This window comes from Arthrobacter sp. NPDC089319 (assembly GCF_040684925.1).
Lineage (GTDB): Bacteria > Actinomycetota > Actinomycetes > Actinomycetales > Micrococcaceae > Crystallibacter.
This window is the reverse complement of sequence record NZ_JBFBGZ010000004.1, coordinates 227,418-240,847: the sequence shown is the minus strand read 5'-3', so window position 1 is coordinate 240,847 and position 13,430 is coordinate 227,418. Positions and strand designations below refer to the sequence as shown.

The window sequence follows — 13,430 nt, the reverse complement described above, 5'->3', positions numbered from 1 at the left end:
TTTTGGTATGAGTTCCCCATCCGAGCGTTATCTGGCAGCCGCCGAACGGGTGGCCTTCTCCAAGACCCGGCTGTATGCGTTCAGCCAGACGCTCGGGTTCGAACTCGATCCGTTCCAGCGCGAGGCATGCGAGGCGCTGGAGCTCGGCAGCGGCGTGCTGGTGGCGGCCCCCACCGGCGCGGGCAAGACCGTGGTCGGCGAGTTTGCGGTCTACATGGCGTTACAGCGGGGGCTGAAGGCCTTCTACACGACGCCAATCAAGGCCTTGAGCAACCAGAAGTACAACGAACTGGTAGCCACGTACGGGGCCCACCGGGTCGGCCTGCTGACCGGCGATACCTCGGTCAACCCGCACGCAGATGTAGTGGTGATGACCACCGAAGTGCTGCGGAACATGCTGTACGCCAATTCCGATACCTTGCTGGACCTGGCCTATGTGGTGATGGATGAGGTCCATTACCTGGCGGACCGCTTCCGCGGGGCCGTGTGGGAAGAAGTGATCATCCACCTTCCCGACGACGTACAACTGGTCTCGCTCTCCGCGACCGTCTCCAACGCGGAAGAGTTCGGAGCCTGGCTGGATACCGTCCGCGGGGACACCCGTGTGGTGGTGTCCGAGCACCGCCCGGTGCCGCTCTGGCAGCACGTGATGGTCGGCTCGGACATGTTCGATCTGTTTGCCGGCGACATCGCCTTCGATGAGTCGGTGCCCGAGTCCGGAACCAGCGGCAGCCGGGCGTATGAAGTCAATCCTGAACTGCTGAAGCTGGCCTCGTCCGAGCAGAAGCTCAACCGCAGCGCCAACTGGGGTCGTACCGGCGGCCGCCGGGGCCGGCGTGCCCCCGAGCCCCCGCGGCAGGCGCTGACCAGGATCCGGCGCGCCAGCCGCCCCCAGGTCATCGCCAAGCTGGATAGTGAGGGGCTGCTGCCCGCCATCACCTTCATCTTCTCGCGTAACGGCTGCGACGCCGCCGTGAAGCAGTGCCTGGAATCCGGGTTGCTCCTGACCACCGAAACGGAACGCGCCCAGATCGTCCGCCGGGTGGACGAGGCCGTGCAGGACATTGCCGAAGAAGACCTGGACGTCCTTGGCTTCTGGACCTGGCGCGAGGGCTTGTCCCGCGGATTCTCGGCCCACCACGCCGGCATGCTGCCGACGTTCAAGGAGGTGGTGGAGAAGCTATTCGCCGACGGTTTGGTGCGTGCCGTGTTCGCCACCGAGACACTGGCGCTGGGCGTCAACATGCCGGCGCGGTCGGTGGTGCTGGAGAAGCTCGATAAGTTCAACGGCGAGGCACACGTCGACATCACGGCGGGGGAGTACACCCAGCTGACCGGCCGCGCCGGACGGCGCGGCATCGACGTCGAGGGCCATGCCGTGGTGCTTTGGCAGCCCGGCACCGATCCCGGGGCCGTGGCGGGACTGGCTTCGCGGCGGACCTATCCGCTGAACTCCAGTTTCCGACCCACCTACAACATGAGCATCAACCTGATTGCCCAGTTCGGCCGCGGCCCCGCCCGCGAAATCCTGGAGAGCTCGTTCGCGCAGTTCCAAGCCGACCGCTCGGTGGTGGGCTTGGCCAAGCAGGTGCGCAGCCGGGAAGAGTCCCTGGCCGGCTACGAACAGGCGATGAGCTGCCATTTGGGCGACTTCAGCGAGTACGCGCGGCTGCGCCGGGAACTGAATGAGGCCGAGAAACGCGCCTCCCGCACCCAGTCGCGGCACCTTCGTTCGGCGGCCGCCACGTCCCTGGACCGGCTGCGCCGCGGGGACATCATCGACATCTCGGCAGGACGGAGCCTGGGCTACGCAGTGGTGCTGGACCGGGACGAATCGGCCCGCGAACCCCGGCCGACGGTGCTGACCCAGGAAAAGCACATCCGGCGCATCTCGGTTGACGATTTCCAGGGCCCGGTGGAGGTCCTCTCCAGCATCCGGATTCCCAAGTCGTTTAACGCGCGCAGCCCCAAGGAACGCCGCGATCTGGCGTCGTCGCTGCGCAATGCCCTGCACGACAAGCGCCCGCCGCGGCGCGGGACCGAACACCGTGACTTTGTGGTGCCCGGCGGGCAGCAGGCCGAGCGGCAGATCAACGACCTGCGCCGCCAGCTGAAGGCCCATCCCTGCCACGGCTGCAGCGACCGCGAGGACCATGCCCGCTGGGCCGAGCGATGGTGGAAACTCCGCAAGGAGACCGACCAGCTCGTCGCGCAGATCCAGGGCCGGACGAACACCATCGCCAAGACCTTCGACCGTGTCTGCCAAGTGCTGGACAGCTACGGCTATCTGGAGACCGGCGGCGACGGGGTGGCCATCAGCCCGGCAGGTGAACGCCTCCGTCGGATTTACGGCGACCGCGACCTGCTGGTGGCCCTGTGCCTGGAGCAGGACGCGTTCGAGGGCCTCACTGCCGCGGAACTGGCCGCCTTTATCTCCTGTCTGGTGTACCAGGCCAAGCGTGAGGAGGCCGGCGTCCGGCCCAAGATGCCCTCGCCGGGCATGGAAGCCTCTGTCACCATCGCCGTGCGCGAATGGTCGCAGCTGACCGACCTTGAGGAACAGCACCGCCTGCCGCTCAGCGGGGAGCCGGAGCTGGGACTCGTCTGGCCCATGTACAAGTGGGCCAGCGGTCGCTCCCTGCAGACCGCGCTCAAGGGTACGGATCTGGCTGCCGGGGATTTCGTCCGGTGGGCCAAACAGGTGATCGACCTGCTGGACCAGCTGGTCAAGGTCCCGAACATCGATTCACAGCTTGCGGCGCGCGGCAGACAGGCCATCGGCCAGGTCCGCCGCGGCGTCGTAGCCTACGCGGCCGTGGCCGAATAGCCTGGACCGTCGCTGCACCACCCGAAAGGATCTCCATGAGTAAGTCCGTCCTGCCCGCCGCCACGGGTCTCACGCTGTACCGCAATGGCAGCGTCTACAGTGCCGCCGACCCGTACGCCACAGCCATGCTCGTCGACGGCGGTACCGTGGCGTGGATCGGCTCCGAGCATGCCGCCACGTCCATCGCGGACAGCACCATGCGCATCGTCGATCTGGACGGACGGCTGGTGGCCCCGGGGTTCGTGGATTCACATGCCCACGTAACCCAGACCGGACTGGCGCTGTCCTCGCTCGACCTCACCGGCTGCGCATCCCTGGCTGAACTGCTTGACGCCGTGGCCGCAGCCGCGCGGCAAAACTCCGCACCCGTGCTGGGCCACGGCTGGGATGAAACGCGCTGGCCGGAGAACCGCGCGCCGAGCGCTGCCGAACTGGACCGCGCCGCAGCGGGGGCCGAGATCTTCCTCACCCGGGTGGACGTCCATTCCGCGGTTGTCTCCGCGGCCCTGGCGGCCCGCCTGAGGTTGTCCGAACTGCCGGGCTGGACCGAAGACGGCACGGTCCGCGGTCCGGCCCTTGAACGGGCCCGGCACGCTGTCCAGACCCCCGCTGCCGGCCAGCGGGCGGAACTCCAGCGCAGGGCCCTGCAGCACGCTGCTTCCCGGGGATACGTCGCGCTGACGGAAATGGCAGCCCCGCAGTTGGGGCCCGCCGAGGACCTGCTGGAACTGCTCGCGCTGAGCGATGCCGAACCTGGACCGAGGATCCTGCCGTACTGGGGAGAGCTGATGACCTCCGCCGAACAGGTCACCGAGACCATGGAGCGCTTTTCCGGGCGGCTGCGGGGGCTGGCCGGCGACCTGACCATGGATGGCTCCATCGGATCCCACTCCGCCGCCGTCAGCGCCGGATACGCCGACCGCCCCGGCGAGCACGGTTCGCTGTACGTGGAAACCGAGGCTGCAGCGAGGCATTTCGAAGTGACGGCCGTACAGGGCATCCAGGCCGGTTTCCACGTCATCGGCGACGCCGCGCTCCTCCGCGTGCTCGATGCCATGGATCTGGCCGCCGAACGCATCGGACAAGCAGCGGTGCGTTCCGCCCGGCCGCGCCTGGAGCACGTGGAAATGCTGCCTGACGGCGCCCTGGAGCGGTTGCTGCAGCACGGGGTGACCGCCAGCATGCAACCGCTCTTCGACGCCTATTGGGGTGGCCCCAAGGGAATGTATGCCAGCCGGCTTGGCGAGAAGGCGGCACTGGCGATGAACGCCGTGGGAACCCTGCAGACCGCAGGCGTTCCGGTCGCCATCGGGTCCGATGCTCCCGTCACTGAACAAAGCCCGTGGGCCACTGTGAAGGCCTGCTTGGAGCACCACAATCGGGGCGAGCAAATGTCCGCACGGGCAGCGTTCCTGGCCCACACGAGAGCAGGCTGGCGGGCGGCAGGGGAGCGCAATCCCATGGAAGGGCAGTTGGCTCCGGGCACACCGGCTACCTTCGCCGTCTGGGATGCGGAAGAACTTTCCATCCAGACGCCGGACTCGAGGGTGTCTGCCTGGAGCACCGATGCACGCGCGGGAACCCCGATGCTCCCGTCACTGGACAACGGCAGATTGCCGTCGTGTGTCCGGACCGTGGTGAACGGAATAACCATCCATGACGTGCTCTAGGTACCGTGGGTGTCCGGAAAATGTGAATGAAATGTTTAACTTCTGCTCATTTCCGCCGCAAGGAGACCCGCTCTGACGTGCATGTTTGGACAAAAGCGCAGGTCAGGGCGGTATTGACACTTCCAACATAGCCAGTAGGCTGAACTCTCAGTGGGCCGGTATTTCTTCGCGGATTTCGGCCCGTGCCGGGGAGAGTGGCAGCTGGCGGCAGCCCGCCTCTGTGCGGTTGCTCCCTTTGCCCCTTGACGAACCGGTACTTTCCAGGGTAGGTCCGCATGTCAGTAGAAAACATGTCTGCGTTCCCCAACAGGTTTGCTTTCGTGGCCCGAAGGCGTGCGGACCTACCCGCCCTTTCCTCCCGGCATCGGCCGCAGCGACAACCATCCACGTGCCCATCCGGGCGATGGCCTATACTGGACCGTCGACGTGGAGGCCCGTTGGGCGCTTCGCGCATCATGAAATCTGCGGTTTGCAGCACAACGCTCGAAAGGCCACTGAGTGCGGGTCGTCACCATCATCCCGACGTACAACGAGATTGAGTCCCTCCCAAAGACCGTAGCCCGCCTTCGCTCCGCCGAACCCGATTCCGACATCCTGGTTGTCGACGACAATTCCCCGGATGGCACCGGCGCCCTCGCCGACCGGATGGCCGCTGAAGATGCCGCCATCCACGTGCTCCACCGGGAGGGCAAAGCCGGTTTGGGCGCAGCCTACATCGCCGGATTCCGCTGGGGCCTTGACGCCGGCTACGACGTGCTGGTGGAGATGGACGCCGACGGCTCCCACCAGCCGGAGGAACTGACCAGGTTGCTGTCCGCGTTGCGCGAGGGCGCAGACATGGCCAAGGGCTCCCGCTGGATCCCCGGCGGGAAAGTGGTCAACTGGCCCATCCACCGCAAGGCCATTTCCTTGGGCGGCAGCCTGTACTCGCGGCTGATGCTGGGCGTGACCATCCGCGACATTACCGGCGGATACAACGCCTTTAAGGCCCAAACGCTGCGCACCATCGATCTGGATGCCGTCGAGTCTGTTGGTTACTGCTTCCAGATTGATCTCACCTGGCAGACACTGAAGGCTGGACTGACGGTGCGTGAAGTGCCGATCACCTTCGTTGAACGGGAGTACGGCGACTCCAAAATGAGCGGCGGAATTGTCGCCGAATCGATCCTCCTGGTCACCAAGTGGGGGATTGCCGACAAGTGGCGGCGGCTCCGCGCCAAGCGGGCCTAGCCCACAACACAAAAGAGAGGGGGCAACCCGGATGCCGGGTTGCCCCCTCTCTTTCGAGGACTTCTGAGTCGGAGCCTTAAGCGGTGCGACGTTCCCCGCGGCGTTCGCGGAGCTTGGTCAGGCGGTCTTCGAGGATCTGTTCCAGCTCTTCGACGCTGCGGCGTTCCAGGAGCATGTCCCAGTGGGTTCGCACGGGCTTGGCATTCGGATCAACTGGCCGTTCTCCGTTGACGAGGAGTGCTTCTTTGCCGGACTTGGAAACCCAGACCGCGGGGATTTCGGCCTCTGCGGCAAAGGTGACGAACACCTGCTCGCCATCCTCGCACCGGTACTCGACGCGCTGGCGCGGAGCCGGCTCGACTCCGGATTCGGTCTCCATGCTCTGCGCTCCGAGGCGCATGCCCCGCAGGCTACGATCGCTCATGATCTCTCCCTCTTGTCTTGTGGCGGACCGTGGTTGAACCACGTCCACGATGGCTCGCTAACACCCTCAACGTCGGCGGGCGGCCGTCTGTTCCCGGTCGCAGATGATAATGGCAATCTGCTCCACGTCAAGGATGGTTATGAGCGGCAACTTCCCGGCAAACAACCCATTATAGTCCGCGCCGGTGTTCCCGGTAAATCGAACCCGGGAAACCCGGCGGACCCGCACGTGCGGAACCCCGGGCATCCCGGCCCTGCCTGGCCTCGGCCGCGGCGCTAGCCGCGCGGTTCGGTGCCGGTGGCGGCAACGGCCGGCGTGCCGCTGTCCGGAACCGCGGCGCCCAACACGCTGCCAATGCCCTTGAGCGCTTCGCCAACTTCGCTGGGGATAATCCAGAGCTTGTTTGACTCGCCTTCGGCAAGCTTGGGCAGTGTCTGCAAGTACTGGTAGGCCAGCAGCTTTTGCGTGGGGTTGCCCTTGTGGATGGCGTCAAACACCTTCTGGATGGCCTGGGCTTCACCGTCGGCGCGCAGGATGGCCGCCTTGGCATCGCCTTCGGCTGCGAGGATGGCCGCCTGTCGCTGGCCCTCGGCCGTCAGGATCTGGGACTGCTTGGTACCTTCGGCTGTCAGGATGGCCGCGCGGCGGTCACGCTCGGCCCGCATCTGCTTTTCCATCGAATCCTGGATGGAGTGCGGCGGATCAATCGCCTTCAGCTCCACCCGCGAGACGCGGATGCCCCAGCGGCCGGTGGCTTCGTCCAGGACTCCGCGCAGTTGGCCGTTGATCTGGTCACGGGACGTCAGTGCCTCTTCCAGGTTCAAGCCGCCCACCACGTTGCGCAGGGTAGTGGTGGTCAGCTGTTCAACAGCCTGGATGTAGTTGGCGATCTCATAGGTCGCGGCACGGGCGTCGGTGACCTGGAAGTAGACCACAGTGTCGATGGAGACCACCAGGTTGTCTTCGGTGATCACCGGCTGCGGCGGGAAGGACACAACCTGTTCGCGCAGGTCCAGCAGCGGCAGCAGTCGGTCCACGAAGGGGATCAGGATGGTGAGTCCGGGGTTCAAGGTGCGCTGGTACTTGCCCAGTCGCTCCACCACGCCGGCCCGCGCCTGCGGGACGATCCGTACGGCTCGGACCAGAACGATCACGACGAACAAGATCAGGACCAGCAGCACGATCCAGATTGCGATATTGCTATCCATAGTTCCCCTCTAAGAGTGGTGTCAGTGGCTCACGGCGCCGGGACCCGGCCCGGAGCGGTTTTTACTGGGCCGGAAGCGGCCCGTCGGTGCGCTGTGGTGTCACGACGGCGGTCGCGCCCTCGATCCGGGCCACAGAAACACGCTGGCCGGCAGGGATGGCCGATCCGTCCGCGGACCTGGCAGTCCACGTGTCGCCGCCGATCTTGACCACGCCGGAATGGTCGGTGACGGATTCCAGTGCAATCGCCGACTCGCCGATCAGCCGGTCCACGTTCGTGGCCAGGTCCCGCGGCCCCCGGTGCAGATGCCGCAGCGCGACCGGCCGGACGAACAGCACCATCAACAGCGCGACAACACAGAAGATGACCACCTGAAGCCAGAAGGGCAGTCCGAGCAGAGCTGCGAACAAAGCCACCAGCGCACCGGAGGACATCATGATGAAGAACAGGTCCAGCGTCACCATTTCGACAATGGCCAGGATCAGAAACACGACCAGCCAGGTTACCCAGCTGTTGGCGACAATCCATTCGATCATCAGCACTCCCTGATGTTTGGAGCAGCCGCCGTTTCCTCAGCCTGCATCGTTCAAGCAGGCATCCACCGCGAGCTGCTGCTGCCCTTGATACCTCCATCATGCCCGACGGCGGAGCGCCGCGGAGTGAAATTCGCCACTTGCAAGCGGTATTGGACGTATCGTGGCCAAGTTGTAACCAGAACGGCATCGCCCCGGGCCGGGGCCCGAAGCTGGATAGGATGGTGCGGTGCTAAAAACCCCGCCCAGCCGCGCCTCCCGGAGCTTGCCATGCAGACCGTGCTGAGAAGCAACCGGTTGTCCTTGCGGACGCTGCGGCTCTTGGCCGGGCTCTTCGCCTACGGCATCGCGATCGCGCTGATGATCCGGGCGAATCTCGGCTCCGCCCCTTGGGACGTGCTGAGCCAGGGCGTTGCCCGCACCACCGGCATGAGTTTCGGCTGGGCCACGGTGGCGATCAGCGCCGCCGTGCTGCTGCTATGGATCCCGCTGCGGCAGAAGCCCGGTCCCGGCACCATAGCCAACGCCCTGCTCGTTGGCTTTTTCGCCGACATCGGGCTGCTGGTCATTCCGCTCTGGCACCACCTCGCCGTGCAGTTGTTGTCCTTCGGTTCGGGTCTGCTGCTGCTGGCGGCCGCCAGCGCCCTCTATATCGGAGCGGGACTCGGCCCCGGGCCTCGCGACGGCTTGATGACCGGCCTGCATGCGGTCACCGGGTGGCAGGTTTGGATTGTCCGGACCGGAATTGAAGCGGCGGTGACGCTGGCGGGCTGGCTGCTCGGAGGCGTCGTCGGACTTGGCACGCTGGTGTTCGTGCTGGCCATCGGCCCCCTGATCCAGCTGTGCCTGAAGTGGATGTACGTCGACCTGAGCCCTGCCGCCCGCAATCAGTCCGCCCACGCGCCCGTCCACGACTCGCCGGAGGGAAGGTAGCGCTGGCCTAGCGGCGGCCGCGTCGCCGGTAGGCAGCCACGGTGAACCGTGCCGTCACCGGGAGCTGGGCACCGTCCGACCCGGCGGCTGCATTTGCGGCCGCCCGGACCTCCCCGGCGTCAACGTGGTGCGCGTTGGGCCCCATCATCACCAGCCGGACAATATCCTCGGCAGCCAGCTGCAGCGGCACCTGAAGCGCCACCGATTCCACTTCCTCGAATCCATCAGCCAGAGTCTCGCCCAGCCGCTCCGACTTGTCGGTATCGACAGCCAGCAGCGGTACCACCTCTCGCAGTTCGTCCAGGTGTCCCGGAGCAGCCGTGGCCACCAACAGGTGCCCGCCGGGTTTCAGCACCCGAACGAATTCGGCCGGATTCCTGGGGGCGAAGACGTTGAGGATCAGGTCGCTGCTGCCAGCAGCCAGCGGCAGCGGCTTCCAGAGGTCCCAGACCACGCACAAGGCATCGGGCAGTACCCGGGCAGCCCGGCGGAGGGCGAACTTGGACAGGTCCAGTGCCAGGGCCCGCCCGTCCGCCAGGGTGCGCAGCACGGCCTCAAGGTAGTACCCGGTACCGGCACCGGCATCCAGCAAGACCGGAGTTGGCGTTCCGGCCAGGAGTGTGCCGGCCTTCGCCGCCAACTGCCGGGCCAGCGGAGCGTAAAGCCCGGCGCCCAGGAAGGCGTCGCGGGCGGCCACCATCTCGGCGGTATCCGGAATGAAGCGGGTGCCGCGGCCGGTGAGCAGGTTGACGTAACCCTGCCGGGCGCCGTCGTACTGGTGGCCTGCCGCACAACGCAGGCCTTGCGCCGCAATCTGCCCGGCGGCTTCCAGCTGTTCCCCGCAGACCGGGCAGAGCAGCAGCGGAATCAGATCCAGGGGGTGTGCGGCGGAGGGCATGCTCCATCCTAGGCAAAGCGGCGGCGGGCCCGGCTGATTCGCTCCGGCCCGGCGATGAGACTAGGCTCACACATGTGAGATCTGAAGACATTGCTTTATTTAATTCGCTGTCCGTCCCGACGCTCCACCCGGACGGGAACCGCGCGGCTGTTTCCGTCACCCACCCGGACTTTGCGTCGGACAGTTATGTAGGGCAACTGTGGGAAGTTCCGCTCGGGGACAGCGGTGCCTCGCGCCGCCTGACCCGCGGCTTCAGGGACTCAGCCCCGGCCTACTCGCCGGACGGCGCGGCGCTGGCTTTCCTGCGGGCGGCAGCACCGGGGGAGCGGCCGCAGCTGATGGTTGTGGACAGCCGCGGCGGCGAGCCAGTGGCCGTCACCGAGCAAAAACTCGGGGTCTCCGCGTTCGTCTGGTCGCCCGATTCCCGCCGCCTGGTCTTCGCCGCCCGGGTCCCGGCAGAGGGCCGGTACGGCACTCTGGACGGCGTTGGCCCCGGTGCCGAGGATGCCCGGCTGGTTACCGGCTACAAGTACCGGATGAACGGCGCCGGCTACACCGGCGACAAGCGCACCCACTTGTTCATCGTGGATGCGCCGGATCTGCAGACCGAACCGACGGTTGCACCGCTGGGCCGGGCCCGCAAAGCCACCGAGGATGCAGGCGCGGAGTTCTCTGCGGTGGCACCCGCCCGTCAGCTCACCACCGCGGACGCGGACCACGACAGTCCTTCCTTTAGCCCGGATGGCCGGACGCTGTACTTCGCGGCAGCCCTGCACCACGGCGCCGACGAGGATCTGCGGAGCGACGTCTACGCCCTGGATCCCGAAGCCGCCGATGCACGGCCGCGGCTCATGTCCAACCTGTCCGGCGAGACGCTGGGTGCCGGCTCCCCACGGCCCAGTGACGACGGCAGCTGGTTGTTCTACCTGGGCAGCTCGATCGGCGGCGGGACGGACTTCGTGGCCCGCAACACCGCACTGTATGTGGCTCCAGTGTCCGCTCCGCAGGAGGTGCGGCGGCTGACCGATCCGGAGACGCTGGATCTGGATGGCGGACTGGTGCCCGCCGGCCCGGACTCCGTGCTCGCCGTAAACCGGCACCGGGGTGCGGCGCAGTTGCTGGAAGTCACCGCCGCGGGCGGCATCAACGTGCTGGTCGACGGCCCGCTGAATGTGGCCGCGGCCGATCACGCCGCGGGCCGGACCGTGGTCAGTTTTTCCGACGCTGGGACCGCGGGGGACCTGGCACAGGTTTCCGACGCAGGGCTGGACCGTTTGACCGACTTCTCCGCTGCGTTGCGCGCTGCCGGCATTGGCGAACCGCGGGAAGAGGTCTTTGCCTCGGCGGACGGTTACCCGGTGCACGGCTGGGTGCTGCTGCCCGAGGGCGAAGGGCCGCACCCGGTGCTGCTGAACATCCACGGCGGGCCGTTCGCCCAGTACGGCTGGGAGGTGTTCGATGAGGCCCAGGTCTACGCCTCGGCGGGCTACGCCGTCGTGATGTGCAACCCGAGGGGTTCGGCCGGCTACGGACAGGCGCATGGCCGGGCCATCCAGGGCGCTATGGGGACCGTGGATATGGCGGACGTGCTGGCGTTCCTGGAAGGCGCCGTCGCCAAGTATCCGCAGCTGGACGGCAGCCGGCAGGGCATCATGGGCGGTTCCTACGGCGGGTATCTGACCGCTTGGACGGTGTCGCAGGACCACCGGTTCGCGGCGGCGATCGTGGAGCGCGGCTACCTGGACCCGCCGTCGTTCGTCGGATCCTCGGACATCGGCTGGTTCTTCTCCGACGAATACACCGGCACGGATCCGGAGCGGGTCCGCGGCCAGAACCCCTTCGCCCAGCTGGATGCGGTGCGCACCCCGGTGTTCGTCATCCATTCGGAAGATGACCTGCGCTGTCCGCTGGAGCAGGCCCAGCGCTACTACGTGGGACTGAAGCAGCGCGGCATTCCCACCCAGCTGCTGATCTTCCCGGGTGAAAACCATGAGTTGTCCCGTGCAGGCACCCCGTGGCACCGGAGGCAGCGCTTTGACGAGATCCTGCGGTGGTGGGCGATGCACCTTCCCACCCAGCAGAACAACGACGGCGGGCTCGCCGCCGCAGCCGGGACGAAAGCAGCTGCTCCGGCGTAGGCCCGCCTTGGCCGCGCGCCGGCCTAGAAGTTCAGGCCGGCGCGCGCCTGATCAACCGTTGGCTGCGCCCAGTAGCGGAAGTACTCGGCGCTGCCGCAGAGCGATCTCGGCAGCATCTTGTCCACGTAGATGGTGCCGGACAAATGGTCCGTTTCGTGCTGCACGATCCGAGCCTGCCAACCGGAGAAGCTCCCGCGCCGGTGGCTGCCGTCGGGCTGGTCGTAGTCCACTTCGACGCTGCGGTGCCGTTCCACTACGGCCTGGAATCCGGCGAAGCTCAGGCACCCCTCATAGAAGGCAGCCGTTTCCTCGCCGACGGCGCGGTAGGACGGATTGATGATGGCAAAGTAAGGAAGTGGGGTGCGCTGGCGGGCTTCGGCGATCTCAGGCTCCGCCTCGAAGAGGTCCTCAAGAACCGCAATCCGCAAGGGCACCCCGATTTGCGGAGCTGCCAGTCCGACGCCCGGGGCGGCCTGCATGGTCCGGCGCATCAGCTCCAACAATGCGGTCAGGTCGGCAGTGTCCAGCTGCCCGTCGAACGTGGCTGCCTGGCGCCGCAGCACCGGTTCGCCGATCCGAAGGATCGAGGCAGGCTCGCCGGAAGCCGCAAGGGTCTGGACTAGATCGCGCAGTTGCTCGGCAGAGTAGTCGGTCACAGCCCCCAAGTGTAGGCCCTGGCCGGCCCGAGGAGCCCCTTCAGGCGTGCGGCACAGGCCGCCGGCCGTTAGCCCGGCTGGCCGGCCGCCGCACAAGCTTCTGTGATGAAGCTGTACACCGCGCGGTCAAACTCGTGGCCCGCGTCCAAGCGCAGGATGCCATGCCATCTCCCCGCGGCGATGCTCACCGGTATCCGCGTGCCCAGCTTGTCCTCGGCCAGGGCGTGCTGATCGCAGCGCGTGGGCACAAGGTGCAGGCTCAGGCGGGACGCCGGGTCCGTTCCGTGCACGCGGAGGTTCCGGGGCCAGGCATGTTTGCCGTCCTCGTCCAGCAGTGTGGTGGTGCCAAAGGACTCGATGACCATGGACTCCCTCCCACCGATCGGTTCCACGTCTATTCCCACCACTGCCGACCCGCTGCCGGGGAGTACTTTCAGCGTCCGGTCGATCCGGAGCCGAGCCACCGACGCCGCGGCCTGCGCCAGGCAGTCCTCGGAGTGGTTGCGGGAGAGCACGTTGTGCGGATCGCTTGCCCGGACTTCCACAGTGCTCAGCCCGGACCGCACGCTGTCCATCGTCACTGTTATCCGATGCGCCGAAGCCTCCGCCGGCTGACCGTTCGAACACTGGGCCGGGGGCAGCTCCGCGGGCAGGCTGACCGTCGAACCGGCCGCGACCCTGGTCCCGCCGGTGCGCGTGGGCTTCCAATCCGCAGCTCCTTCGTACAGCGCCGAATGCAGCGTGGCCGCCGTCACCAGCACGGGGTCCCGGGAAATGTTCGTGATCAGCAGGTTGACCACACGGTCCGTGTAATGGGCGCGGCCCTGGTCCACGGCTGCGGACACGGGATGGTTATCCGCCGGGGTGGCGGGCGACAGTTCTCTTGGAGCCTCAGTACAGGCAGAGAGCAGAGC

11 protein-coding genes are annotated in these 13,430 nt (G+C 66.7%); 5 read left to right on the top strand and 6 right to left on the bottom strand.

Annotated features, from left to right (window positions below; translation table 11 throughout):
* Nucleotides 1–7: 7 nt before the first annotated feature.
* The 3 genes from AB0N75_RS07945 (at nucleotide 8) to AB0N75_RS07935 (ending at nucleotide 5,727) form a co-directional block, all read left to right on the top strand.
* The gene (locus AB0N75_RS07945; RefSeq protein WP_364647599.1) at nucleotides 8–2,827 is read left to right on the top strand and encodes a DEAD/DEAH box helicase; all 2,820 of its coding nucleotides are present in this window, start codon (nucleotides 8–10) and stop codon (nucleotides 2,825–2,827) included.
* Between the two features lie 35 nt (nucleotides 2,828–2,862).
* Entirely contained in the window at nucleotides 2,863–4,497 is a 1,635-nt protein-coding gene (locus AB0N75_RS07940) for an amidohydrolase family protein (RefSeq protein ID WP_364647596.1), read from the top strand.
* A 498-nt stretch (nucleotides 4,498–4,995) separates the two neighbouring features.
* A complete protein-coding gene (locus AB0N75_RS07935; RefSeq protein WP_364647593.1) occupies nucleotides 4,996–5,727 on the top strand; it encodes a polyprenol monophosphomannose synthase in 732 nt (243 codons plus the stop codon).
* 76 nt (nucleotides 5,728–5,803) lie between these two features.
* On the opposite strand, the gene AB0N75_RS07930 is transcribed toward AB0N75_RS07935, so the two are convergent.
* The 3 genes from AB0N75_RS07930 to AB0N75_RS07920 all read right to left on the bottom strand — a co-directional run bounded on the left by AB0N75_RS07930 (nucleotide 5,804) and on the right by AB0N75_RS07920 (nucleotide 7,894).
* Complete coding sequence (locus AB0N75_RS07930; RefSeq protein ID WP_127512581.1) at nucleotides 5,804–6,151, bottom strand: RNA polymerase-binding protein RbpA; 348 nt, start codon at nucleotides 6,149–6,151, stop codon at nucleotides 5,804–5,806.
* Nucleotides 6,152–6,426: 275 nt separating this feature from the next.
* On the bottom strand, nucleotides 6,427–7,359 hold the full coding sequence (locus AB0N75_RS07925; protein WP_364647590.1) for an SPFH domain-containing protein: 933 nt from the start codon (nucleotides 7,357–7,359) through the stop codon (nucleotides 6,427–6,429).
* Nucleotides 7,360–7,420: 61 nt separating this feature from the next.
* Complete coding sequence (locus AB0N75_RS07920) at nucleotides 7,421–7,894, bottom strand: NfeD family protein (RefSeq protein ID WP_364647904.1); 474 nt, start codon at nucleotides 7,892–7,894, stop codon at nucleotides 7,421–7,423.
* Between the two features lie 267 nt (nucleotides 7,895–8,161).
* Between AB0N75_RS07920 and AB0N75_RS07915 the strand changes: the two genes are divergently transcribed.
* Entirely contained in the window at nucleotides 8,162–8,824 is a 663-nt protein-coding gene (locus AB0N75_RS07915; RefSeq protein ID WP_364647587.1) for a hypothetical protein, read from the top strand.
* 7 nt (nucleotides 8,825–8,831) lie between these two features.
* On the opposite strand, the gene AB0N75_RS07910 is transcribed toward AB0N75_RS07915, so the two are convergent.
* A complete protein-coding gene (locus AB0N75_RS07910) occupies nucleotides 8,832–9,722 on the bottom strand; it encodes a putative RNA methyltransferase (protein ID WP_364647585.1) in 891 nt (296 codons plus the stop codon).
* A 74-nt stretch (nucleotides 9,723–9,796) separates the two neighbouring features.
* Here AB0N75_RS07910 and AB0N75_RS07905 point away from each other — a divergent pair, with 74 nt between their 5' ends.
* Nucleotides 9,797–11,860 carry a S9 family peptidase gene (locus AB0N75_RS07905; RefSeq protein ID WP_364647583.1) on the top strand — a complete coding sequence of 688 codons (2,064 nt, stop codon included), beginning with the start codon at nucleotides 9,797–9,799 and terminating at the stop codon, nucleotides 11,858–11,860.
* Between the two features lie 23 nt (nucleotides 11,861–11,883).
* Here the strand turns inward: AB0N75_RS07905 and AB0N75_RS07900 are convergent, their stop codons facing one another.
* Together AB0N75_RS07900 and AB0N75_RS07895 are read right to left on the bottom strand one after the other, a co-directional pair.
* Nucleotides 11,884–12,516, bottom strand: a complete 633-nt coding sequence (locus AB0N75_RS07900) for a peptide deformylase (RefSeq protein ID WP_364647581.1) — start codon at nucleotides 12,514–12,516, stop codon at nucleotides 11,884–11,886.
* A 68-nt stretch (nucleotides 12,517–12,584) separates the two neighbouring features.
* A complete protein-coding gene (locus AB0N75_RS07895; RefSeq protein WP_364647579.1) occupies nucleotides 12,585–13,361 on the bottom strand; it encodes a hypothetical protein in 777 nt (258 codons plus the stop codon).
* Nucleotides 13,362–13,430: the final 69 nt, after the last annotated feature.